General features: G+C 75.4%; 21 protein-coding genes. 13 read left to right on the top strand and 8 right to left on the bottom strand.

From position 1 onward, the window contains the following. Positions 1 to 31: 31 nt before the first annotated feature. The 6 genes from ACZ2G1_RS14725 (at position 32) to fmdA (ending at position 7,412) form a co-directional block, all read left to right on the top strand. Entirely contained in the window at positions 32 to 1,549 is a 1,518-nt protein-coding gene (locus tag ACZ2G1_RS14725) for an MFS transporter (RefSeq protein WP_136341894.1), read from the top strand. Positions 1,550 to 1,662: 113 nt separating this feature from the next. Beyond that, positions 1,663 to 2,187 carry a mycothiol transferase gene (locus ACZ2G1_RS14730; protein ID WP_470377067.1) on the top strand — a complete coding sequence of 175 codons (525 nt, stop codon included), beginning with the start codon at positions 1,663 to 1,665 and terminating at the stop codon, positions 2,185 to 2,187. A gap of 184 nt (positions 2,188 to 2,371) precedes the next feature. Next, entirely contained in the window at positions 2,372 to 4,132 is a 1,761-nt protein-coding gene (locus tag ACZ2G1_RS14735; protein ID WP_470377068.1) for a M23 family metallopeptidase, read from the top strand. Positions 4,133 to 4,243: 111 nt separating this feature from the next. After that, complete coding sequence (locus tag ACZ2G1_RS14740) at positions 4,244 to 5,671, top strand: FAD-binding oxidoreductase (RefSeq protein ID WP_109268318.1); 1,428 nt, start codon at positions 4,244 to 4,246, stop codon at positions 5,669 to 5,671. 162 nt (positions 5,672 to 5,833) lie between these two features. Beyond that, the gene (locus ACZ2G1_RS14745; protein ID WP_109221354.1) at positions 5,834 to 6,118 is read left to right on the top strand and encodes an FmdB family zinc ribbon protein; all 285 of its coding nucleotides are present in this window, start codon (positions 5,834 to 5,836) and stop codon (positions 6,116 to 6,118) included. 40 nt (positions 6,119 to 6,158) lie between these two features. Beyond that, the gene (gene fmdA / locus ACZ2G1_RS14750; protein ID WP_109221353.1) at positions 6,159 to 7,412 is read left to right on the top strand and encodes a formamidase; all 1,254 of its coding nucleotides are present in this window, start codon (positions 6,159 to 6,161) and stop codon (positions 7,410 to 7,412) included. 2 nt (positions 7,413 to 7,414) lie between these two features. On the opposite strand, the gene ACZ2G1_RS14755 is transcribed toward fmdA, so the two are convergent. The 3 genes from ACZ2G1_RS14755 to ACZ2G1_RS14765 all read right to left on the bottom strand — a co-directional run bounded on the left by ACZ2G1_RS14755 (position 7,415) and on the right by ACZ2G1_RS14765 (position 9,663). Then, on the bottom strand, positions 7,415 to 8,356 hold the full coding sequence (locus tag ACZ2G1_RS14755; protein WP_470377069.1) for a serine hydrolase: 942 nt from the start codon (positions 8,354 to 8,356) through the stop codon (positions 7,415 to 7,417). Positions 8,357 to 8,408: 52 nt separating this feature from the next. Continuing rightward, positions 8,409 to 8,942, bottom strand: coding sequence for an alpha/beta fold hydrolase (locus ACZ2G1_RS14760; protein ID WP_017834750.1), 534 nt, complete (start codon positions 8,940 to 8,942; stop codon positions 8,409 to 8,411). Positions 8,943 to 9,015: 73 nt separating this feature from the next. After that, positions 9,016 to 9,663: a maleylpyruvate isomerase family mycothiol-dependent enzyme gene (locus tag ACZ2G1_RS14765; RefSeq protein WP_035923331.1), complete on the bottom strand. Its 648-nt coding sequence runs from the start codon at positions 9,661 to 9,663 to the stop codon at positions 9,016 to 9,018. Between the two features lie 75 nt (positions 9,664 to 9,738). On the opposite strand from ACZ2G1_RS14765, the gene ACZ2G1_RS14770 reads away from it, so the two are divergent. The 5 genes from ACZ2G1_RS14770 to ACZ2G1_RS14790 all read left to right on the top strand — a co-directional run bounded on the left by ACZ2G1_RS14770 (position 9,739) and on the right by ACZ2G1_RS14790 (position 13,822). Next, the gene (locus tag ACZ2G1_RS14770; protein WP_126346588.1) at positions 9,739 to 10,209 is read left to right on the top strand and encodes a MarR family winged helix-turn-helix transcriptional regulator; all 471 of its coding nucleotides are present in this window, start codon (positions 9,739 to 9,741) and stop codon (positions 10,207 to 10,209) included. Between the two features lie 114 nt (positions 10,210 to 10,323). Next, the gene (locus ACZ2G1_RS14775; protein WP_368828446.1) at positions 10,324 to 11,331 is read left to right on the top strand and encodes a zinc-binding alcohol dehydrogenase; all 1,008 of its coding nucleotides are present in this window, start codon (positions 10,324 to 10,326) and stop codon (positions 11,329 to 11,331) included. Positions 11,332 to 11,358: 27 nt separating this feature from the next. Continuing rightward, the gene (locus tag ACZ2G1_RS14780; protein ID WP_017834754.1) at positions 11,359 to 11,778 is read left to right on the top strand and encodes a 6-pyruvoyl trahydropterin synthase family protein; all 420 of its coding nucleotides are present in this window, start codon (positions 11,359 to 11,361) and stop codon (positions 11,776 to 11,778) included. After that, the gene (locus ACZ2G1_RS14785) at positions 11,775 to 12,959 is read left to right on the top strand and encodes a glycosyltransferase family 4 protein (protein ID WP_470377070.1); all 1,185 of its coding nucleotides are present in this window, start codon (positions 11,775 to 11,777) and stop codon (positions 12,957 to 12,959) included. Before ACZ2G1_RS14780 ends, ACZ2G1_RS14785 begins: the two co-directional genes overlap by 4 nt. Further along, positions 12,956 to 13,822, top strand: a complete 867-nt coding sequence (locus ACZ2G1_RS14790; protein WP_109268317.1) for a class I SAM-dependent methyltransferase — start codon at positions 12,956 to 12,958, stop codon at positions 13,820 to 13,822. Before ACZ2G1_RS14785 ends, ACZ2G1_RS14790 begins: the two co-directional genes overlap by 4 nt. Here ACZ2G1_RS14790 and ACZ2G1_RS14795 read toward each other — a convergent pair. Then, the gene (locus ACZ2G1_RS14795) at positions 13,815 to 14,582 is read right to left on the bottom strand and encodes a CDP-alcohol phosphatidyltransferase family protein (RefSeq protein WP_470377071.1); all 768 of its coding nucleotides are present in this window, start codon (positions 14,580 to 14,582) and stop codon (positions 13,815 to 13,817) included. The genes ACZ2G1_RS14790 and ACZ2G1_RS14795 overlap by 8 nt on opposite strands. A gap of 94 nt (positions 14,583 to 14,676) precedes the next feature. Here ACZ2G1_RS14795 and ACZ2G1_RS14800 point away from each other — a divergent pair, with 94 nt between their 5' ends. Then, positions 14,677 to 15,582: a lysylphosphatidylglycerol synthase domain-containing protein gene (locus tag ACZ2G1_RS14800; RefSeq protein WP_470377072.1), complete on the top strand. Its 906-nt coding sequence runs from the start codon at positions 14,677 to 14,679 to the stop codon at positions 15,580 to 15,582. Between the two features lie 39 nt (positions 15,583 to 15,621). Here ACZ2G1_RS14800 and ACZ2G1_RS14805 read toward each other — a convergent pair whose 3' ends face one another. From ACZ2G1_RS14805 to ACZ2G1_RS14820, 4 genes are read right to left on the bottom strand one after another with little or no spacing between them, the layout of a single operon-like run. Further along, positions 15,622 to 16,800, bottom strand: coding sequence for a GTP 3',8-cyclase MoaA (locus ACZ2G1_RS14805; protein WP_470377073.1), 1,179 nt, complete (start codon positions 16,798 to 16,800; stop codon positions 15,622 to 15,624). Next, positions 16,797 to 17,651 (bottom strand): xanthine dehydrogenase accessory protein XdhC, encoded by an 855-nt coding sequence (gene xdhC / locus ACZ2G1_RS14810; RefSeq protein ID WP_035923326.1) that lies wholly within the window; start codon positions 17,649 to 17,651, stop codon positions 16,797 to 16,799. Before xdhC ends, ACZ2G1_RS14805 begins: the two co-directional genes overlap by 4 nt. A gap of 1 nt (position 17,652) precedes the next feature. Next, positions 17,653 to 20,037: a xanthine dehydrogenase molybdopterin binding subunit gene (xdhB, locus tag ACZ2G1_RS14815; RefSeq protein ID WP_284562828.1), complete on the bottom strand. Its 2,385-nt coding sequence runs from the start codon at positions 20,035 to 20,037 to the stop codon at positions 17,653 to 17,655. After that, positions 20,034 to 21,557, bottom strand: a complete 1,524-nt coding sequence (locus ACZ2G1_RS14820) for a xanthine dehydrogenase small subunit (RefSeq protein ID WP_284562827.1) — start codon at positions 21,555 to 21,557, stop codon at positions 20,034 to 20,036. The genes xdhB and ACZ2G1_RS14820 overlap by 4 nt, the downstream gene beginning before the upstream one ends. A gap of 394 nt (positions 21,558 to 21,951) precedes the next feature. On the opposite strand from ACZ2G1_RS14820, the gene ACZ2G1_RS14825 reads away from it, so the two are divergent. Next, on the top strand, positions 21,952 to 22,449 hold the full coding sequence (locus ACZ2G1_RS14825; protein WP_035923319.1) for a nucleoside deaminase: 498 nt from the start codon (positions 21,952 to 21,954) through the stop codon (positions 22,447 to 22,449). Positions 22,450 to 22,460 lie beyond the last annotated feature (11 nt).

Below are 22,460 nucleotides of genomic sequence, written 5' to 3' on the forward strand. Positions count from 1 at the left end.
CCGCTCCCGATCCGTTCCCCGGAGGTGAACCATGACCACTCTGCTGACGCCCCGCCCCACGGCCGGTGCGCGCGAATGGGCCGCGCTCGCGGTCCTGATGATGCCCGTCCTGCTCGTGTCGGTCGACAACACGGCCCTGAGCTTCGCGCTGCCCACCATCTCGCAGGCGCTGCACCCCACCGGCGCGCAGCTGCTGTGGATCGTGGACGTCTACCCCCTCGTGCTCGCCGGCCTGCTCATCCCCATGGGCTCCATGGGGGACCGGATCGGCCGCCGGCGGCTGCTGCTGATCGGCGGCACGGGCTTCGCCGCCGTCTCCGCGGCGTCGGCCTTCGCGCCCACGGCCGAGCTGCTCGTGGCCGGGCGGGCCGCCATGGGGCTCTTCGGCGCGATGCTGATGCCCGCGACCCTGTCCCTGCTGCGCAACATCTTCCTGGACCCGGGGCAGCGCCGGATCGCGATCGCGGTCTGGGCCGGCGGCTTCAGCGGCGGCGCCGCACTGGGCCCCATCGTCGGGGGCTTCCTGCTCAACCACTTCTGGTGGGGCTCGGTGTTCCTGATGTCCGTGCCGGTGCTGCTGCCCCTGCTGGTGCTCGGCCCCCTGCTGGTGCCGGAGTCGCGCGACCCCCGGCCCGGGCCGGTGGACGTCCCGTCCGTGCTGCTCGCCATGCTCGCCATGACCCCCGTGGTCTACGGCATCAAGGCGGCGACGGCCTCCGGGGAGCTCTTCCAGGGCCTGCTCAGCGCGGCCTTCGGCGTGCTGGCCGGTGTGCTGTTCGTCCGGCGCCAGGCGGTCCTGGCGCACCCGATGCTGGACCTCGGCCTGTTCCGGCACCCGGGCTTCCGCGGCGGCGTCACCGTCAACGTGCTCGGCAACGTGGGGCTCTACGGGTTCCTGTTCATGCTGACCCAGTACCTGCAGCTCGTGGTCGGTCTGGACCCGATGACCGCGGGCCTGACCATGGTCCCGGGCCTCGTCCTCACGGTCCTCGCCGGCTTCGTGGCCGTGCGCGCCGTGCGGTGGCTGAGCCCCCGGACCGTGATCACGGCGGGGATCCTCCTGTCCTCGACCGGCTTCCTCGTGGTCACCCTTGCGGACCTCTCCGCGGCCGCCGGCGCCGTGGTGGTCCTGGTGGCCTTCTGCCTGGTGGGCACCGGCATCGGGCTCGCCGAGACGCTGTCCAACGACCTCGTCCTCACGGCGGCCCCGCCGCACAAGGCCGGAGCGGCCTCGGCGATCTCGGAGACCGGCTACGAGGTCGGTGCGGTGCTGGGCACGGCCGTGCTCGGCGGACTGCTGACCGCCTTCTACCAGCGCCACCTCGACCTGCCCGCGGCCCTGGACGCCGGCTCCTCGGCCGCGGCGCACGAGACCCTCGGCGGAGCCGTCGAGGTCGCGGAGGGCGCCGGGGCGCTCGGTCCCGCGGTGCAGGAGGCGGCGGTCGCCGCGTTCACGGCGGGCATGCACTGGACGGCCCTGGTCATGACGGCCGTGGTGGTCCTGGCGGCGTTCACGGTCGCCCGCATGCTGCGGCCGGCCGTGCGCTGACCCGGCCGCCCCCCGGGCCGTCACCTCACCGGGACCCCGCGTCACGGGCCCCGGGGGACGTAGGCTCGGCGGCAGGGGCCGGCCCGGCCCCCGGTGTGGAAGGAGTGGTCGCGATGACGCCGCAGGAACTGTTCGAGGACGCCGCCCGCCGCCCGTCCGAGGTGGCGGAGCACGTGCTCGAGGGCATCTCGGCGGAGGTGCTGCACACCATGCCGGGCGGGACCGCGAACTCCGTGGTCTGGCTGGTGTGGCACGCGTCCCGCCAGCAGGACGCACAGGTGGCCCAGCTCGCCGGCACGGAGGAGGTGCGGACCGCCGAGGGGTGGAGCGGGTGGTTCGGCCTCGACGTCCCGGACTCCTCCATGGGCTTCGGAGACGGGCCGGAGGACGTCGCACGGATCCGCGTGGCGTCCCCCGACCTGCTGCGCGGCTACCTCGACGCGGTGGTCGAGCGCACCGTGGCGTACGTGCACGGACTCACGGAGGCTCAGCTGGACGACGTGGTGGACCGGTCGTGGACCCCGCCCGTCACCCGTGGCGCCCGCCTGGTGAGCACGGTCGACGACGCCGCGCAGCACCTCGGCCAGGCCGCCTACGCCCGCGGTCTGCTCGAGGACGGGTGGTCGGGGCCCTACTGACCGCCTGTCCCGAGGTGTTTGCTTTTGCATCAAGTCGTCGCATGACAAGGCGCTGATGTGGGGACGGGAGTTTCCTCGGTGGTCAGACTCCGTTCGCTTAAGCTGATCACGCTGGGTCCCAGCACCTCGAACTCCTGCACGATCTTCACGTCGCTCGTCGCGACATCCTGGGGGAAACACCGTCATGCCCCGCGACTCCTCTCGCCGTCCCGCCCGCCCCGGTCTGCGCCACCGCGCGTCCTCCCCGGTGACCGCGCTCACCGCGTTCTCGGCGCTGGTGGCCGTCAGCGTGGCGGTCAGCTCCGGCATCAGCCCGGACACCGGGCAGGGCCGGGGCTCGGCCTTCGGCGCCCCGGCGGCCTCCGCGGAGCGGACGGAGCAGAGGGACAGCGGATGGAGCCTGCTCGCGGCCGGGCAGGAGCGGCCCGCTCCGCCGGCCGGGCCGCTGCGGGACGACCGCACGACCTCGCCCGTGCGGGACGGCGGAGCGGGCAAGGGCTCCTGGCGGGCCGGGACGGGCCGCGGTGACGGGGGGCGCGAGTCGGCCTCGACCGTGCGCCCGGGCCGGCAGGCGCCGAAGCTGTACCAGGGCGAGCTGCCCGTCAACACGATCATCGCGCCGGCCCGGCCCGGCGCCGTCCTGCCCGGTGGCCAGTTCGGCTGGCGGATCGCCCCGGACCGCGGCGGGCGCGAGTTCCACAACGGCACCGACGTCTCCGCCGCGGCGGGCCTGCCCGTCGTCGCCGCCCTCGACGGCGTGGTGACGGCCGTGTTCTGGGACGTCTGGGGCGGCAACCGGGTGGAGGTCACCCACGCGGACGGGATCAGGACCACCTACAACCACCTCGAGGACGTCCGGGTCCGGACCGGGGACCGGCTCGCCGCCTCCGAGCAGCTCGGCACGGTGGGGGCCACCGGCGTCCGGGTCACGGGCCCGCACCTGCACTTCGAGACCTGGGTGGACGGGCAGGCCGTCGACCCGCAGTCCTTCGACTGGGTCGACGGCATGCGCGTCATCCCCGCCTCCCGCAGCAAGTACTCCCTCGAGGTCCCCGTCCCGGGCACGGTCGAGGACCCGGCCGCGCAGCAGGCGGAGGCCGCCAAGAAGGCCGATGCGGCGAAGAAGGCGGCGGCCGCCAAGAAGGCCGATGCGGCGAAGAAGGCAGGGGCCGCGAAGAAGGCGGCGGCCGCGAAGAAGACCGAGGCTGCGAAGAAAGCCGATGCGGTGAAAAAGGCGGAGGCCGCCAAGAAGGCCGAGGCCGCGAAGCGAGCAGAGGCCGAGAAGGCCGGAAACGCCAAGCCGCCCGTGCAGCAGGCGGAGGCCGCCCCGGCTCCGGATACCCCACCCGTGCCGGCCATCCCGGCCGTGCCGGCTGCCCCATCCGTGCCGGCTGCTCCTCCGGCCGATCCTGACGTGCCCGAGCCCGTTCCGGCCCCGCCGGTACTCGAGGAGCCAGAGCTGCCTCCGGTGGCACCCGAGCCCGTGGTGAAGCCCGCGCCTCAGCCCGACGTGGAGCCCGAGCTCGAACCGGGAGTCGCCCCGCGGATTCCGGACGCGCAGCGGGACACCGACAAGGACGGGATCCCGGACGTCGACGACGACAACCTGGACGGCGACCTCCTCGACGGCGCCCCCCTGCTGAACCACGAGGACCCCGATCTCGACGGGGACGGCTTCCCCAACGACGAGGACCCGGACCTGGACGGCGACGGCCTGCGCAACGAGGACGACCTGGACCGTGACGGCGACGGGATCCCGAACGACCAGGACGCGGAGCCGGACAGCCCGGCGCCGAAGGCCGCGGCCGGGCCGGCCACCGGCAGGACCGGGACCACCGACCCGGCCGATCCGGCCGGCCCCGCGGAGGGCGCCGGTGCCGCCGGGGCGGCTCCGGCCGCCGAGCTCCGGCCGGCCGCCGGAGCGGACGGGACCGTCCGTCCCTGACGTCCCGCGCGGAGTTATGCAGGCGTGACGAGGTCATCTGCCGAGTCGGGAACGCGGACGACTAGAATTTGCCCCGGGCCGACGAATTATTTTCGCGCGGGAGCGGGAGCCATGAGCACCACCGACCACGGTGCGCCGGACCACGGGACGACCAGGGCGCTCCAGGAACTCCGGGGCCGTCTCGCCGGGGCGCTGGTGGAGCCGGGGGACGCCGACTACGACAGGGCCCGCCGCGTCTGGAACGGCCTGATCGACGCCCGTCCCCGGGCTCTCGTGCGGGCCGGGGACCTCGCCGACATCGACCTGGCGCTGGCCGCGGCCCAGCGCACGCGCCTGCCGCTGGCGGTGCGGGGCGCCGGGCACGGCGTGGCGGGCCACGGCACGGTCGAGGGCGGCCTGGTGCTGGACCTCGGGCGGCTGCGGGGCGTCGTCGTCGATCCCGCGAACCAGCTCGTGAGCGTGGAGCCCGGCACCACCTTCGCCGCTCTCGACCGCGCCACGGCCCGGCACGGCCTCGCCGTTCCCGGCGGCCTCACCGGCGCGGTGGGCGTGGCGGGGCTGACCCTGTGCGGGGGCATGGGGTGGCTGACCCGCAGCAACGGGCTGAGCCTCGACAACCTGGACTCCGCCGACGTCGTGACCGCAGCCGGCGACCACCTGCACGTCAGCGAGGAGGAGAACGCCGGGCTGTTCTGGGGGCTCCGCGGCGGCGGGGGCAACCTCGGGGTGGTCTCCTCCTTCACCTTCCGGGCCCGCCGGCTGCCGTCCACCGTGCTCGCGGGGAACCTCCACTACCGAAGGCCGCGCTGGGCGGGCGCCCTGTCCGCCTTCGCCGCGTGGTCGCGCGGTCTGCCGGACGAGATGAACCCGGTCCTCACCTTCGCGATCCCGCCCCCGGCGGCCGGGATGGGCGAGGAACCGGTGCTGACCGTGGGGTTCAGCTGGGTCTCGGAGGACCACGCAGCAGGCCTGGACGTCGTCGACGGACTGCGGGAGGACGCTCCGCCCGACGCCGAGGAGATGGGCCCGACGCCCTGGCTCGCGTGGCAGGGGGCGCGGGACGGGCTCTTCCCCCGGGGCTCGCACGGCCACTGGCGCAACCTTCCCTTCTCCCGGCTGGACGACGAGGTCGTCGACGTCCTCGTCGGGCTGGCCTCCGGGATCACCTGCCGAGGCACCGGCATCGACGTCCACCACCTCGAGGGCGCCTTCGGCAGGGTGCCCGAGGAGGCCACCGCCTTCCCCAACCGGTCCGCACGGTACTGGCTGACGGTGCACGGCGTCCGGCACGACCCGGCCGAGGACGAGCACCTCGCAGCCTTCGTGCGGACCGTGCGGGACACGATGCAGCCGTTCGCCGAGCACGGCGAGTACGTCGGCCTCATGGGGCCCGACGCCGAGCTCGGGGGCGACCCGGTGGAGGCGGCCCGCCTGGCCTACGGGCGGGAGAAGCACCAGCGGCTGGCCGCCCTCAAGGACCGCTACGATCCCGGGAACCTCTTCCGGCACAACCTGAACGTGCCGCCCGGCCGGCCCTGAGCGCACGTCCGGCAGGGCCTCCTGGTGCGGGCTCGCGCCCCGAGGAACCTGCGGCCCCGCCCCGTCATGTCCGGGCGATGTCGATGGCAGCCCTTCCCCGGCCACGGACCCCGCACTAGGGTCGTCAGTCCAGAGACCCCGCGTTCCCGGGAGGCGCCCCGCATGCCGATCTACGAGTACCGGTGCCGGGAGTGCGGCGACTTCGAGGTCCTGCTGGGCATGGGCGCGGCCACGCGCGAGAGCGACTGCCCCGGCTGCGGCTCCGCGGCGCGGCGGCTGATGAGCGCGCCCGGGCTCTCCCGGGCCGGCACCCCCGCGGCCCGGCTGATCGAGCGCACCGAGCGCACCGCCGCGGAGCCCGACGTCGTCGCCGCGCCCCCGCCCGGCTCCCGGCGAGCGACCCGCACCACCGGCAACCCCCTGCACCGCAGACTTCCCCGGCCCTAAGAGGCACACCACCGCAGCACAGCCGCCAAGGAGGCACGTCATGCCGGAGCTCATCTTTCCCCTGGACTCGTCACGGCCGTTCGAGGACCAGCAGCTGGTCGGGCACAACCGGTGGCACCCGGAGATCCCCCCGGTGGCCACCGTGCGACCGGGGGACACGTTCCGGGTGCACTGCCGGGAGTGGTTCGACGGCGCGATCGTCAACGACGACTCCGCCGAGGACGTCCTCAACGCGCCGCTGACGACCGTGCACAAGCTCTCCGGCCCGTTCGCGGTGCAGGGCGCCCAGCCGGGCGACCTGCTCGTCATCGACATCCTCGACGTCGGCCCGATCCCGCAGGAGGACTCCGGCCCCCTGGCCGGGCAGGGCTGGGGGTACACCGGCGTCTTCGCGCGGTCCAACGGTGGCGGCTTCCTCACCGACCGGTTCCCGGACGCCTACAAGGCGATCTGGGACTTCCGCGGCCAGACTGCGACCTCGCGGCACGTCCCGGAGGTCTCGTTCACCGGCATCGTCCACCCCGGCCTGATGGGCACCGCGCCCTCCGCGGAGCTCCTGGCCCGGTGGAACGCGCGCGAAGGGGCGCTCATCGCCACCGACCCGGACCGGGTCCCGCCCCTGGCGCTGCCGCCCGAGCCGGAGAACGCCCTGCTCGGCGGGGTTCCCGGCCCGGACGTCGAGCGGGTCGCCGCGGAGGCCGCGCGCACCGCGCCGCCCCGCGAGAACGGCGGCAACCAGGACATCAAGAATCTCACCAAGGGCACCCGCGTCTTCTACCCCGTCTTCGTGGACGGCGCGAACTTCTCCGTGGGCGACCTGCACTTCTCCCAGGGCGACGGCGAGATCACGTTCTGCGGCGCCATCGAGATGGGCGGGTTCATCGACTTCCACGTGGACGTCATCAAGGGCGGCATGGAGACCTACGGGGTCACGGAGAACGCAATCTTCCTGCCGGGCAGGACGGACCCGCAGTACAGCGAGTGGATCGCCTTCTCCGGCACCTCGGTGACCCTCGACGGGGAGCAGCGCTACCTCGACTCGCAGCTGTCCTACCAGCGGGCGTGCCTGCACGCCGTCGACTACCTCACGAAGTTCGGGTACTCCCCGGAGCAGGCGTACCTGCTGCTGGGCGCCGCGCCGATCGAGGGCCGGTTCTCGGGGGTGGTGGACATCCCCAACTCCTGCGCCACGGTCTATCTGCCCACCGCGATCTTCGACTTCGACGTCCGGCCGTCCGCGTCCGGACCGCACCGGGTGGATCCGGGCGCGGGGGCGCCGCACGCGGCCGCGTGAGCTCAGCCGGTCCCGAGCGCGAGGTACAGGTCGACCACGGCGGTGGCCACGTCCTGGCCGCAGGCCGCGGAGGGGTAGCCGGAGCCCAGCACCGCGATGTGGTGGGCGGTCCCGCCCGACACCGTGCGCCCCACGCTGTGGGTGTCCCACGCGCCGCCGGCGTCCGGCAGCCACCCGTTCTTGACGAGGGAGTCCGCCGCCCCGGACCCGTCCGCGCGGGCCGCGCCCACGCCCCAGGTCTGGGACGGATGGGTGGGCCGCATCTGCTCCCGCAGCCAGGCCAGGTCCTCCTCGGGCAGCCAGTCCGCCCCGCGGACGACCGTGCCCAGCACGGCCAGCTGGTCGGAGGCGGTGGTCAGGTTGTGGCCCCAGCCGCCCGAGGACCGGGTCGAGCTGACGCCCATGAGGTCGTAGGTCTCGTTGAGCTCGCCCTCCATGGCGGAGAGCGTGGGCCCGAGCGCGCCGTAGAGAGCGGTGGTGGACTCGTTGCCGCTCTCGTGGACGCTGTCGCGGATCAGGGCCCGCTGCTGCTCCGTGAGCCGGCCGTCCCGCTCGGCGGCCAGGCTCATGGTGGTGAGGGCCAGCGGGACCTTGGAGAGGCTGGCCTCCATGCCGGACACCTCGGGGCGGTGGGCGAAGACCGTGCGGCCGTCCGCGTCCTGCACCAGCAGCCCGATCTCGGCGCCCACCGCCGCGCTCAGCCCGTCCAGCGCGGTGGTCAGGGCACGCCGGTCGTCCTGCGCCCCGGGTCCCACCGCGGCGGGCAGCGGGCCCGTTGCCGGACCGCAGGAGGCGGGGACGGAGACCGCCGCGGTCGTGGCGGCCGCACCGCCCGGGGCGGCCGGGAGCGCCGCCGCGGGGGCCGGGACGGAGAGTCCCAGGAGGAGCGCGGCGGCCCCCAGGGTGCGGACGGTCCTGCGGTGCTGCGGGTGCGATCGGCTCATGGTGCCCATGCTCTCGCACGGCGGCCGTCCTGCCGAGCCGGGCGGGTCCGCCTCACGCAATGAGACCCCGGTCCGTCCAGGACGTCGGCAGGTGCCCGCCGGAGGGGAGCAGCACGAGCTGGGCCGAGGGCAGCCGCTCGGTGAGGCAGCGCGCGTGGGCGGGGGGCACCACGTCGTCGTCCTCGGCGTGGACCACGACGATCTCGAGGTCCGCGAGCTTCCGGCCCACGGTCGAGGGCAGGGCGAACCCCTGCTCCTCCACGTCCGGGTGCTCCGGGCACCAGCACGGGGCCGCCACGGTCACGACGCGCTGCAGCAGGGTGGGGATCCGGTGGCACAGGAAGCGCAGGGCCTCGGACCCCCCGAGGGAGTGGCCCACGATCACCCAGGGCTCGTCCGGGATGGCGCGGACGGCCCGGCCGATCGCCTCCTGCCACTGGTCCGGGTCGGGATCCTCCGGGCTCGGGAGGTCCGGGGCCACGAGGTCGGCATCGGGCCACTGCCGCCGCACGGCCTCGAGCACCGGGTTGTCGCCGGTGCGGGGCTGGGGCCCGGCACCGTGCAGGAAGAGGATGCGCTGGACCATGGGTCACCTCGGGGACGGGGGAGGTGACGGCGGACGCCGCCTCCACCAGCGTCCCCGCCGCCGCGGCAAGGTGTCAAGAGCGGCGGGAGGCTCCCGGGCCCGCTCCCACGACGTCGAGGCCGGGCCCCTCGAGCCGGTCCAACGCCGCGGTGCGGCCGGTCAGCAGCAGCAGGAGCGCGTCGATCGCGCCCCGGACCTCGGGGCCGCTGCCGGCGTGCCAGTCGACGTCGGTCGCGGTGAGCGCCACCCCGCGCAGTCTCCGGCGCGCCCGGAACGGGAAGGGCATGGACCACACCCGGTCGGCGGCCGTGCGCGCGGCCTCCGGGGGCATGGCGTGGTGCCGGCCCAGGGGCAGGACGATGTCCTGGGTGTGGACCAGGACGTCCAGCAGCGGCTCGCGGACGGTCGTTCCCGGCGGGTGGCGCCTCGAGCCGTCCAGGCGGCGGTAGTCGGCGAGGATCGACTCGACCGGCCGGCGGCCGCGGGCCCGGCCGTCCAGGTACAGGGCGCGGTTGTAGTCCCCGCGGCCCCGCCACAGGGCCGGGACGAGATCGGCGAGACCGACCTGGGGCGAGGCGATGACGTGCGCCGCGACGTCCCGCACCGCCCATCCCGGGCAGAGGGTGGGGTGGTCCCACTCCTCGGGACGGAGCGTCTCGAGCAGGTCCGCCAGCGCGGACCGCTCCCGGTGGACGGCGTCCCAGATGGCGTCGCGGTCCATGATAATCTCCTCCAGATGGTCAGGTTTCCTGACTGAATTTTCCGGCGGCGACGGCCAGGCTGTCAAGGGGTGGGCATGCACGAGGACGCGGGGACCAACACGGGGCTGCTGCTGTACTACCCGTACCGGGACATGGAGATCCGGGTGGTCGAAGCCCTGCACGCCGCCGGCTTCGCGGACCTCTCCTACGCGCAGGCCCGGATCTTCCAACGGATCGGCCCGGACGGCACCCGCACGGTGCAGCTGGCGGAGCAGGCCCGGGTCACCAAGCAGACGGCCAGCCTGCTCGTCCAGGCCCTGGAGGAGGAGGGGTACGTGGAGCGGCGCCCCGATCCCGCCGACGCCCGGGCGCGGCTCGTGAGCGTCGCCGAGCGCGGCCGGGCCGCCCAGGCGGTGGCGGCCGGGGTGGTCGCCGAGGTGGAGGAGCAGTGGCGGCGCCGGCTCGGGGCGCGGCGCTATGCCGCGCTGCGCCGGGGGCTCGCCGAGCTGCACGAGGAGCCCGGCGGCGTCCGCTCCCCGCCGGCCGACCACGGGGCGCCCGGCTGACCCGGCGGCGCCCGGCCGACCCCGCGGCGGCGTGGTCGGCCGGGGCACGGGGGTCACGGGGGCGCGCCGTGGTCACCCGGTGGCGCGGCGCGGCCGTCAGGACACAATGGGACCATGACCGACGCCGCTCACCCCGCCCCGCCGGAGGACCCCCGCACCGGCCGGGCCTACTGGACCGTGGAGCCCGGCCGGGGAGAGCTGCGTACCGCGGAGCTGCCCGTCCCGGGCCCCGAGGACGTCCTGGTGCGGGCGCTGCGCTCCGGGGTCAGCCGCGGCACCGAGTCGCTCGTCCACCGCGGCCTCGTCCCGGCGCGCGTGCACGGGCGGATGCGCGCCCCGTTCCAGGAGGGGGACTTCCCCGGCCCCGTGAAGTACGGCTACCTCTCCGTGGGCGTCGTGGAGCAGGGGCCGGAGGACCTGGTGGGCCGGCGGGTCTTCAGCCTCCACCCCCACCAGGACCGCTACGTGCTCCCCGCCTCCGCCGTGACCCCGGTGCCCGACGACGTCCCCTCCGGGCGCGCGGTGCTCGCCGGCTCGGTGGAGACGGCCGTCAACGCGCTGTGGGAGGCCGCGCCCCGCTTCGGGGACCGCGTGGCCGTGGTCGGCGCCGGGATGATCGGCGCGTGCACGGCTGCGCTGCTGGCCCGCTTCCCGCTGGCCCGGCTGCAGCTCGTGGACCCGCAGCCGTCCCGCGGGGGGCTCGCGGCCCGGCTCGGCGTGGAGCACGTGCTGCCGGAGGACGCCGCGGGGGAGTGCGACGTCGTCCTGCACGCCTCCTCCACCGCCGCCGGCCTGGCGCGGGGGCTCGAGCTGCTCGGCGACGAGGGGGAGCTGATCGAGCTGTCCTGGTACGGCGACGAGGACCCGGCCGTCCCGCTCGGCGCCGACTTCCACGCCCGCCGGCTGCAGCTGCGCGCCAGCCAGGTGGGCGCCGTCGCCCCCGCCCGCCGGGCCCGCCGCACGACCGCCGACCGGCTCGCCACCGCGCTGGAGGCCCTCCGGGACCCCCGCTTCGACGCCCTGCTCTCCGGGAGCTCCTCGTTCGAGGAGCTCCCCGCCACGATGGCGCGGCTCGCCGCAGGAGCCCCGGACGTCCTGTGCCACGTGGTGCACTACGACTGACCGTCCCCCACCCACCCGAGGAGCTCCGTGTTCACCCTGACCGTCCGAGACCACATGATGATCGCCCACAGCCTGCCGGACCCGTTCTTCGGCCCCGCCCAGAACCTGCACGGGGCCACCTACGTGGTGGAGACCACCTGGTCCCGGCCGGTCCTCGACGAGCACGGGGTGGTCATGGACATCGGCGTGGCCAACGACCTGCTCGCGGGCGTCCTCGACGGGCTGCGCTACCGCAACCTCGACGAGCACCCGGACTTCGCGGGCCGGCTGTCCACCACGGAGGTCCTGGCCCAGTACGTCGCCGAGCGGCTCGCGGCGGGGGCGGCGTTCGTCGAAGGGCTCGAGCGGCTGACCGTGACCCTCCGGGAGACCCCCGACGCCTGGGCCTCCTACACCCTCGAGCTGCCCGTGCTGAGCGAGCGCGGCGGGCCCGCCCCCGCCCGGTGAGCACCGCGCGCGGGGGCATCGACGTGGTGGTGCCCGACGACGGCGGGCGGCCTACCGGCGGCTCGCTCTACGACCGCCGGCTCGTGGCGGCGCTGGACGCCCTGGGGCGCCCGGCCCGGCTCGTGCCGGTGGCCGGGGGCTGGCCCGCGCCGGACGGTGCCGCCCGGGCCCGGGTGCGGCGCGCGCTGGGCGCACCGGCCCCCGGGCGGGCGGTCGTCCTCGACGGCCTCGTGGGGTGCGCGGCACCGGAGGCGGTCGACGACGCCGTGCGCTCCGGGGTGCCCGTGCACCTGCTCGTGCACCTGCCCCTGCCCGCCGAGACCGGGCTGGACCCCGCGGCCGCCACGGAGCTCGCCCGGCGGGAGGCTGCCGCTCTGGCCGCCGCCACCGGCGTGCTGGCGCCCAGCGCCTGGGCGGCCCGCGACCTCCTCCGCCGCTACGGCACCGCGGACGCCGTCGTGGCCGAGCCGGGGGCCGAGCGCGGACCGGTGGCCGCGGGGTCGCGCCCGCCGCGGCTGACCTGTCTGGCGTCCCTGACGCCGCGCAAGAACCAGGGCCTCCTGCTGGAGGCCCTCGCGCCGCTGACCGCCCTCGGCTGGACCCTCGACCTCGTCGGCCCCGAGGGCGGCCCCGAGCACGTCCGCACCCTGCGCGCGGCAGTCCGGGACCTCCCCGATCCGGGGCGCGTGTGCTGCCCCGGTCCCCTCGAGGGCGCCGCGCTGGCCCGGCAGTGGGCGCGCACCGACCTGCTGCTGCTGCCCTCCACGACCGAGACCTACGGCATGGTCGTCACCGAGGCGCTCGCCCACGGCGTGCCCGCGGTGGTCGCGGCCGGCACCGGTGCGGTCGAGGCCCTCGACGGCACGCCAGGACCCCGGGGTGCGCCCGACACCGGTGTTCCGTCCGGTGCCGGCCCCCGGGCCGGTGCCGCCCTCGACCCCACCGACCCGTCCGCCTGGACCGCGGTGCTGCGCGACTGGCTGACCGACCCCGCCCTGCGCGCGCAGTGGCGGGCCGCCGCACTGGCCCGTCGCGACCGTCTGCGCAGCTGGACGGACACCGCCCGCGACGTCCTCGCGGCGATCGACCCGCACCTCGACCCGCCCCTCGACCCGTCCGATCCCCTCGGGCGCAGTCCCGACCCCGACCACGACCACGACCGCACCAGGAGACCGTCATGACGAACCACTCCGCCCCCGACCGTCCCGTCGCCGGCGACTGGCTGGCCCTGCGCGAGCCCGCCGACGCCGCGGCCCGCGAGGACTCCCTGCCGCTGATCGCCCGCATCGTGCGGCACTGGGAGCAGCTGCCGCCGGCCGCGGCCCCCGGCGCCGCGGACACCGAGCCGGTCGTGGTGGTGGACCTCGGCGCCGGGACGGGCGCGAACCGGGCCTGGCTCGCCCGGCACCTCCCCGGCCCCCAGCGCTGGATCCTGCTCGACCACGACCGCGAGCTGCTCGACCAGGCCGTGGCCGCCGCCCGGGCGGAGGGGGCCGACGTCGTGCCCGTCCTCGCCGGGGTCGAGGAGCTCGGCCGAGTGCTCGCGGAGCACCCGGCGGCCCGCCGGCTCGTGACGTGCTCCGCCCTGCTCGACCTCCTGACCCGGCAGCAGCTCCGGGACCTGGCCCGCGTGCTCTCCGAGGAGGCCGTCCCGGCGCTCCTCGCCCTGACCGTCGACGGCGAGGTCCTCCTCGACCCGCCCCACCACCTGGACCCCTCGGTGCTGGGGGCCTTCGAGGACCACCAGCACCGCGGCGAGCTCGCCGGGACCGACGCCGTGCGGCTGGCCGCGGAGGCCCTGCAGGAGCGCGGCATGGTCGTGGACGTGACGCCCACCCCCTGGTGGATCTCCGACCAGGCGTGGGCCCGGCCCCTCCTGGAGCGGTTCCTCGCCGACCGCGCGGACGCCGCCGTGGAGCACCGCCCGGACCTCACGGCCGAGGCCCACGCCTGGCTGCGGACCCGCCTGGTGGACTGCGCCCGCGGCCGGCTGCGGGCCACCGTGGGGCACGCGGACGTGCTCGGCCTGCCGCCCGTCAGCTGAGGCCGCGGGCGCACCGCTCCAGCCACAGCACGTCCCGGCCGAAGGACACCAGCAGCAGGACGAGCGCCACGACGGTCGCCGTGACGGCCAGCGGCAGCGGGATCAGCGGGACCAGGGCGCCGAGCAGGACGCCGCCCTGGATCCCCGCCACCATCCGCCGGTACGAGGAGAAGGGCAGCTCGCGGCGCCACGCCGGGCGCACCCGCAGACCCAGCAGGAAGAGGTAGCGCAGGGCGCCGATCACCACCACCCACCACGCCTCCGGCAGCCCGATCCGGGCGGCGACCGCCACCGAGAGGAAGAGCAGCAGCACGGCGTCGACCTCCTGGTCGAACCGGGCCCCGGCGCGCGTGGCGGTCCCGGTGCGGCGCGCCACCCACCCGTCGATCCCGTCGAGCAGCCACGCGGGCAGCGCGACGGCGAACACGGCCCAGCACCAGGCGTCGGCGGGCCGGCCCCCGTCCTGCCCCAGCACCGGGGCCAGCCCCACGGGCAGGAGCCCGGCGGCCAGGGCGACGAGCACGGAGCGGCCCACGGTGACCCGGTCGGCCGGGCCGTAGGGCTCGCCGCGGCGGCGCACGGTGCTGCGCACCACCGCGCCGAGCACGGCGAGACCCAGCAGCACCGAGCACACCAGCACGGGGAGCGGCGCGTCCGCCAGGAGGAGGAGCGCCGCGAGGGCTCCGCCCAGCGCCACGAAGGCGAGCAGACCGTCCCGGCGCGCCGAGGGGTGCGGGCCGGTGGAACGGGCCAGGGGCATGCGGTCGCCTTCCGCGTCGGGGGGTCTTCATCCTGGGCGGGCCCGGTCCGCCGCGTCAAACCGGGCGACGGCGGGCGGTGGCTAGACTGCGCCCATGCCCGCCGAGACCACGCCCGCCCTCACGCGGCGGCGGCCCGTTCTCCGCGTGCTGCTCGCCGCCGGGCAGGCGGTGGCCGGGCTGGTCCTCCTCGCCATGCTGTTCCGCGTGCTCGGCACGGACGCGGTCCGCAGCGCCGTCGGGATCCTCACCCCCGCCACGGTGGCGCTCGCCCTGGGCGTCGGGCTCGTGGCCACCGCGGCCCAGGCCCAGCGCTGGCGGCTGGTGGCCCGCAGCCGGGCCACGCCGATCGGCTTCCGGGAGGCGCTGGGCGAGTGCTGGGCGTCCGGGCTCGTCAACCTGCTGCTGCCCGGGGGTGTGACCGGGGACGCCGTGCGGGTGCTGCGCCGCCGCCGGCGCGGCGACAGCTGGCCCGGCGCCGGCGGCTCCGTGCTGGGCGAACGGCTGGCGGGGACGTCCGTGCTCCTCGCGGCCGGGGTCGTCCCGGCCCTGGCGGTCGGCGGCTGGCTCGCCGCGGCCCTCGGCCTCGGGGCGCTCGCCGTCGGGGCCGTCGCCTGGCGCTCCACGAGCGGCGCCCCGGCGCGGGACCGGGCCGGGGTCTGGGCGCTGTCCGTGCTCGCCTGGGCCTGCTACCAGGGACTGTTCCTGCTGGCGGCCGTGCGCACCGCACCCCAGGAGACCCTGGCGAACCTGTGGGGGACCACCGTGCTGGGCCTCGCCGGGATGTCCGTGCCCGTCGGGGTGGGCGGCTGGGGTCCGCGGGAGGGGATCACCACCCTGGCCGCGATGGCCCACGGCCTGCCCGACGGGACCGGCTTCGCGATCTCGATCGGCTACGGGCTGCTCGCCCTGATCTCGGCCCTGCCGGGAGCCGTGGTCCTGGCGGGCTGGCTGCTGCCCCGGCGCACCGGCTCTCCCCGCGCCGGTTCTCCCCGCGGCTGACGAGCCGGTCCCCCGGCGTCGGGAGGCCCGTGGTGCGCGTCAGCCGCCGATCGCGCTCATGGGGCGTTCCGGTTGGACGTAGTCGGAGGAGTCCAGGCCTACGTGGTCCATGCCGTGGGCGGCCGGTTTCGCCCACATCGCCGCCCGCCAGCGCTCGGCCAGCTGGGCGTCGGTCGCACCGGTGCGCAGCAGCGGCAGCAGCTCGACCTCCTCGTGGGAGAACAGGCAGGAGCGGATCCTGCCCTCGGCGGTGATCCGGGTCCGCTTGCAGTCGCCGCAGAAGGGCTCGGTGACCGAGGCGATGACCCCCACCGTGCCCAGCGGCGGGTCCTGGGCGCCGGGGCGCAGGGCGGAGGACGCGGCGGGGGGCGCCGCGGACGTCGCGTCCGAGGTCGCGCCGGAGTCCACGGGGGCGGCGCTGGCCGTGCGGGGGTGGACGTCCCACAGCTCGGCCGGGGCGCCCTCGCGCGGCCCCGGGTGCGGGGCCAGCCGGAACCGGCCGGCGAGCCGGTGGCGGATCTCGGCGGCGGTGACCATGTCCGCCCGGGTCCAGCCGTGGTCGGCGTCCAGGGGCATCTGCTCGATGAACCGCAGCGCGAAGCCGCGCGCCAGCGCCCACGCGAGCAGCTCGGGGGCCTCGTGGTCGTTGACCCCGCGCATCAGCACCGCGTTGATCTTCACCGGGTCCAGCCCGGCGGCGGCCGCTGCCTCCGCCCCGGCCAGCACGTCGGTCAGGCGGTCCCGGCGGGCCAGGGTGCGGAAGGTCGCCGCGTCCAGGGAGTCCAGGGAGATGTTGATCCGGGTCAGCCCCGCCGCCGCCAGGGTGGCCGCGCGAGTGGTGAGGCCGATGCCGTTGGTGGTCAGCGACACCGGCAGGTCCGGGTGGGCGGCACGGATCCCGGCGATGATCTCCTCGAGGTCGGCCCGCACCAGGGGCTCCCCGCCGGTCAGGCGCAGCTCGGTGACCCCGAGCTCGGCCACCCCGACGTGGACGAGGCGGGTGATCTCGGCGGGGGTCATCAGCTGGGCGGCGGGCAGCCAGGGCAGGCCGTCGGCGGGCATGCAGTAGGTGCAGCGCAGGTTGCACTTGTCGATCACCGACAGGCGCAGGTCGGTGGCGCGGCGGCCGTGGCGGTCCATCAGCCCGGCCCCGGCCGGGGCGCCGCTGGGGCCCGGACCGGTGTCGCGCAGCCGCGGCAGTCCCAGGGAAACGCTCATGTCACCGCCTCGGTGGTCGTCTCCGGCCCCCGGCGGCCGGGGTGCGCCGGAGCCGCGGCGGCACCGAACCGCCCGAGCAGGTCGGCGGCGACGCTGATGGCGATCACCGCCGGGGCCTTGCCCGGGATGCCGGGGAGCCCGATGGGACACGCGATGCGCTCCAGCGCGGCGTCGGAGTGCCCCTCCGCCCGCAGCCGCGCCCGGAACCTCGACCACTTGGCCCGGGAGCCGATCAGGCCCACGCTGCCGAGGTCGTCCCGGCGCAGCGCGGCGTCGCACAGCACGAAGTCCTCGGCGTGGTCGTGGCTCATGATCAGCACGTGCGCCCCGGCCGGCAGCCCGGCCAGCACGTTCTCCGGGACGGGGCTGTGGTGGAGGCGGACCTGCGCGGCTCCGTCGGTGACGTCGGCCAGCCGGGCGGGGGCCAGCTGACCCTCCCGGCTGTCCACCAGGTGCAGGTTCAGGGGCAGGCGGGACAGCACCCGGGCGAGCTCGTGACCCACGTGGCCCACACCGAACACGGCGACCACGGGGCGGGCGCCCTGGGGCTCGAGCAGCACGCTGACCACGCCTCCGCAGCACTGGCGCCCGTGCTCCACGGCGGCGTGCTCGTTGAGCGAGAAGGTCATCGTCTCCGGATCCGTGGCCCCCGCTGCGAGGAGGACCCGAGCCCGCTCGACCACGGTCGCCTCGAGGTTGCCGCCGCCCACGGTGTCCCACGCGGCGGACCCGGACACGACCATCTTGGCCCCGGCCTCCCGGGGGGCGTGCCCGCGCACCTCCGTGACGGTGACGAGCACCCCCGGCGCGCCCTCCGCGCGCAGGTGCTGCAGGGCGTCCAGCCAGTCCACGTCAGCGCGCCGCCGGAGCGGCCGGAGCGGTCGACGCGGCGACGTCCGCCACGGGCAGGGCGCGGCGCGCCTCCTGGACCGCCCAGAACACGGCCTCCGGGGTGGCGGGGCTCGCGAGCTCGGTGCTCCGCCCGCCCGGCCCGAACGCGGCCGCGGCCTCCCGCAGCGCCTCGCGCACGCTGAAGGCCAGCATGAGGGGCGGCTCCCCCACGGCCTTGGAGCCGTAGACGACGCCGCTCTCGGTGGCCTCCTCGAAGAGGTGCACGTTGAACTCCTCGGGCATCTCCGAGAAGCTCGGCAGCTTGTAGGTGCTCGCCGCCTGGGTCGCCAACCGGCCCCGGTGCGGCCCGTCGGACTCGTCCCAGCGCAGCTCCTCGAGCGTGAGCCAGCCGGCGCCCTGGACGAACCCGCCCTCGATCTGCCCCACGTCGATCAGCGGGGAGAGACTGTCGCCCACGTCGTGGACGATGTCGGTGCGCAGCAGCCGGTACGCGCCCGTGAACCCGTCGACCTCCACCTCGGAGACGGAGGCGCCGTAGGAGAAGTACTTGAACGGCTCGCCCTGCATCCGGGCCGCGTCCCAGTGGAGCCCCTCGGTGCGGTAGTAGCCGGCGGCCCACAGCGAGATCCGCTGGAAGTAGGCGTCGTGGGCGAGCTCGGCAAAGGACATCTGCCGGTCATGGAAGCCGATCCCGGTGACCGTGCCGTCGACGAACCGGACGTCATCGGGGTGGATGTCGAACTTGCGGGCGGCGACCTCGGCCAGCCGGTCGCGGATCTGCTCGCAGGCGTTCTTCACGGCCCCGCCGTTGAGGTCCGCCCCGGAGCTGGCGGCCGTCGCGGAGGTGTTGGGCACCTTGTCCGTGCGGGTGGGCGCGAGCCGGACGGTCTCCATGGGCACGCCCAGGGCCGTGGCCGCGACCTGGCGCATCTTGGTGTGCAGCCCCTGTCCCATCTCGGTGCCGCCGTGGTTGATGAGCACGGACCCGTCCTTGTAGACGTGCACGAGGGCGCCGGCCTGGTTGAAGGCCGTGAGGTTGAAGGAGATGCCGAACTTCACGGGGGTGAGCGCGAGCGCCCGCTTGGTGTCGGGGTGGGCGGCGTTGAAGGCGGCGATCTCCTCGCGGCGGCGCTCGACCTCGGCCCGGTCGAGCAGCTGGGTCCAGATGGTGCGCAGCCGCTCGGCGTGCCGGACGGGCTGGCCGTAGGGCGTGGTCTGGCCGGGGACGTAGAGGTTGCGGTGGCGCAGCTCCGTGGGGTCCAGGCCGAGCAACGGGGCGCAGCGGCCCATGACCTCCTCGATCACCAGCATGCCCTGCGGGCCGCCGAAGCCGCGGAACGCGGTCTGGGAGGTCTTGTGGGTCCGTGCGATCCGGCCGTGGACCTGCACGTGCGGAATCCAGTAGGCGTTGTCGATGTGGCACAGCGTGCGCTGCAGCACGGGCTCGGAGAGGTCCAGGCTCCACCCGCCGTCGCTGGTGACGGTGGCCTCCAGGGCCTGCAGGCGGCCGCTCTCGTCGAAACCGGCCTCCCACCGGGCGTGGTACGGATGACGCTTGCCGGACAGCGTGAGGTCCTGGGTGCGGTTGAGCCGCAGCCGCACCGGCCGGCCCGTCAGCACCGAGCCGAGGGCGGCGACGGCGGCGTAGCCGTGCGGCTGCATCTCCTTGCCGCCGAACCCACCGCCCATGCGCAGGCACTGCACGGTGACCTCGTGGCTGTGCAGACCCAGGACGTGGGCGACGATCTCCTGGGTCTCCGTGGGGTGCTGGGTGCTGCAGTGCACCAGGACCTGCTCGCCCTCGTCGACGTAGGCGAAGGAGGCGTGGGTCTCCAGGTAGAAGTGCTCCTGGCCGCCGAACTCGAACTCACCGCTGAAGCGGTGGGCCGCGGTGGCCAGCGCGGTGCTGGTGTCCCCGCGGCTGACGGTGGGCTGAGCGCCCTGGAAGCTGCCGGCCTCGATCGCCTCGGCCACGGTGACCAGCGACGGCAGCGGCTCGTAGTCGACCTCGACCGCTGCGGCGCCCAGCCGGGCGGCCTCCTGGGTCTCGCCCAGCACCCAGCACACCGCGTGCCCGTGGAACATGACCTCGGTGGGGAACAGCGGCTCGTCGTGCTTGGTGCCGGCGTCGTTGACCCCGGGCACGTCCGCGGCGGTGAGGACCCGGACCACCCCGGGGACCGCCAGGGCCGGGGCCGTGCGCAGGTCCTGCACGCGGGCGTGGGCGTGCGGGGCCTGCACGGGCCAGGCGTGCAGCACGTCCTGGTGGCGCACGATGAGGTCGTCGGTGTACAGGGCCGTGCCGGTGACGTGCAGCGCGGCGTTCTCGTGCGCGACGGGCACGCCCACCACGGGGTTGACGGGGCGGTCAGCGAGGGACGTCATCGGGACACCTCCATGTCGGGGGCGGACGCGTGCTGCGTCCAGAACTTGAGCAGGGCCTGCTCGAGCATGGCCGAGCGGTAGCGGGCGCTGGCCCGGTGGTCGTCGATCGGGGTGCCCTCCCCGGCCAGCTCGGCCGCCGCGGCGAGGACCGTGTCACGGTTCCACGGCGCACCGATGAGGATGCGTTCCGGGGCTTGCGCGCGGATCGGGGTGGCCGCCACCCCGCCCAGGCCGATCCGCGCGGAGGTGACCGTGCCGGCCTCCACGTGCACGGCGATGCCGACGGCCACGCTCGAGATGTCGTCGAAGCGTCGCTTGGCGATCTTGTGGAACGCGCTGTACCGGGCCGTCGGCAGCGGGATCCGCACGGCACGGATGATCTCCCCGGGGCGGCGGACGCTCTGCCGGTACCCGGTGTAGTACTCGTCCAGGGGCACCTCGCGCTCGCCCCCGGCGGAGGCCAGGACCACGGACGCGCCCAGGGCCAGCAGCGCCGGGGCGGAGTCCCCGATGGGCGAGCCGGTTCCGAGGTTGCCGCCGAACGTCGCGGCGTTGCGGATCAGACGGGAGGCGAACTGGGGGAAGAGCTGGTCCAGCAGCGGCACCCGCCCGGCGAGGCCGCGCTCGACCTCGGACAGGCTCAGGGCCGCCCCGATCTCGACCTGCTCCTGTCCCACCTCGAGCGTGCGCAGCTGCTCGAGCCGGTCCACCGCCAGGGTCAGCGGCGGACGGGCGTGCTGGATGTTGACGCCCACGCCCGCGTCCGTGGAACCGGCGACCAGCTGGGCGTCCGGGGTGTCCTCCAGGTGCTCGAAGAGCTCCTCCAGGGAGCCGGGACGGACGAACCGTGCGCCGTCGGCCTCCACCCGGGTGGGCGGGGCGGGCTGCGCGGGCCGCTCCTGGCGCCGGAGCAGGGGGTCGGCGTCGGCCGGAGTCCCCAGGGCGTAGGCGGCGTCGCGGATGGGCCGGTAGCCGGTGCAGCGGCAGAGGTTGCCGCTCAGGGCGTGCAGGTCGAAACCGTTGGGCCCGCACTCGTGGTCGGCCGCGTGCTCCTCGCCGACGACCGCGGTGCCGGTCTGCGCCCCGGCGGCCGCCTCGGCGGTCGCGCCGGGGGCCTCGCGCTCGGGCCGGTAATACTCGGCGGCCATGGAGCAGACGAAGCCAGGGGTGCAGTAGCCGCACTGGGAGCCTCCCCGGAACGCCATCTCCTGCTGGACGGGGTGCAGCGCCGCCGGCGTGCCGGTGCCGCCCGCGGTGCCGAGGCCCTCTGCGGTGACGACCTCCTGACCGTCGAAGGCGGCGGCGGGGGGCAGGCAGGCGTTGACGGAGGTCCACCGGCTGCGTCCATCGCCGTCCGGCCGGGCCACCAGCACCGCGCAGGCACCGCACTCGCCCTCGGCGCAGCCCTCCTTGGCCCCGGTCAGGCCCTCGCCGCGCAGCCAGTCCAGCAGCCGGGTGTGCGGGCCGACCCCGGCACCGTCCCGGGCCCGACCGTTGACCGTCACTCGGATGTCGCTCATGCCTGCTGCTCCTCGGTGCATGCCACTGGCCGCGACCTGGAGTCAGGTGGTTCCCCGGGGGTACCGGGAGCTCTCTGGCGGCGGACCAGCGCGATTCGTCGTTGCTCGCCCGGTAGATAGTCCGCTCGAGGACCCGCCGTAGGCTGAGTCACACCATAACCACGCCGTGACGGGCCCGCAAGAGGTCGGTCGCCACCATCGGGTCAGGGTGTATCTGGAAGAATTCTTCCACAATGTGTTGTGGATCACGTCGATCTCCCCTAGGTTGGCCTCAGCCAAAGGCGGGCCCCGGTCGACCGGGGCTATCTACCGGGCATGATCTGACAGCCGGGCGGGCCCGCCGACGGACAAGCCGTTTCTCGGGTTCCCCACGATCCGTGAGGACCTGAGCATCATGTCGACCATCCACGAAACCGCTCCGCGCACCCAGGTCCACCTGGAACGTGCCGTCGAGCTCGCGGCGGAGAACGCCGCCGGCGACGGCGGGCCGTTCGGCGCCGTCGTCGTGACTGCGGACGGGCGGGAGTTTCCCGCCGTCAACCGCGTGACGGCGGACCACGACCCCACAGCGCACGCGGAGGTCATGGCCATCCGCAGCGCCTGCCGCGAGCTGGGGACCTTCGACCTCAGCGGGGCCGTGCTCTACACCAGCTGCGAACCGTGCCCGCTGTGCCTCTCGGCCTCGCTGTGGGCCCGGCTGGACGCGGTGTACTTCGCCGCCGACCGGCACGACGCCGCGGCCGGCGGATTCGACGACGCCGAGTTCTACGAGTTCTTCGCCCGGAGCGCGCAGGAGCGGGACCGGGCCCTTCCGGTCCGCCACGTCGCCCTCGCCACGCGCACGGAGCCGTTCGAGGCCTGGGCCGGCAACGCCCAGCGCACCGCGTACTGATCCGAGCACCC

It is taken from the genome of Kocuria sp. KKT182 (assembly GCF_055635395.1).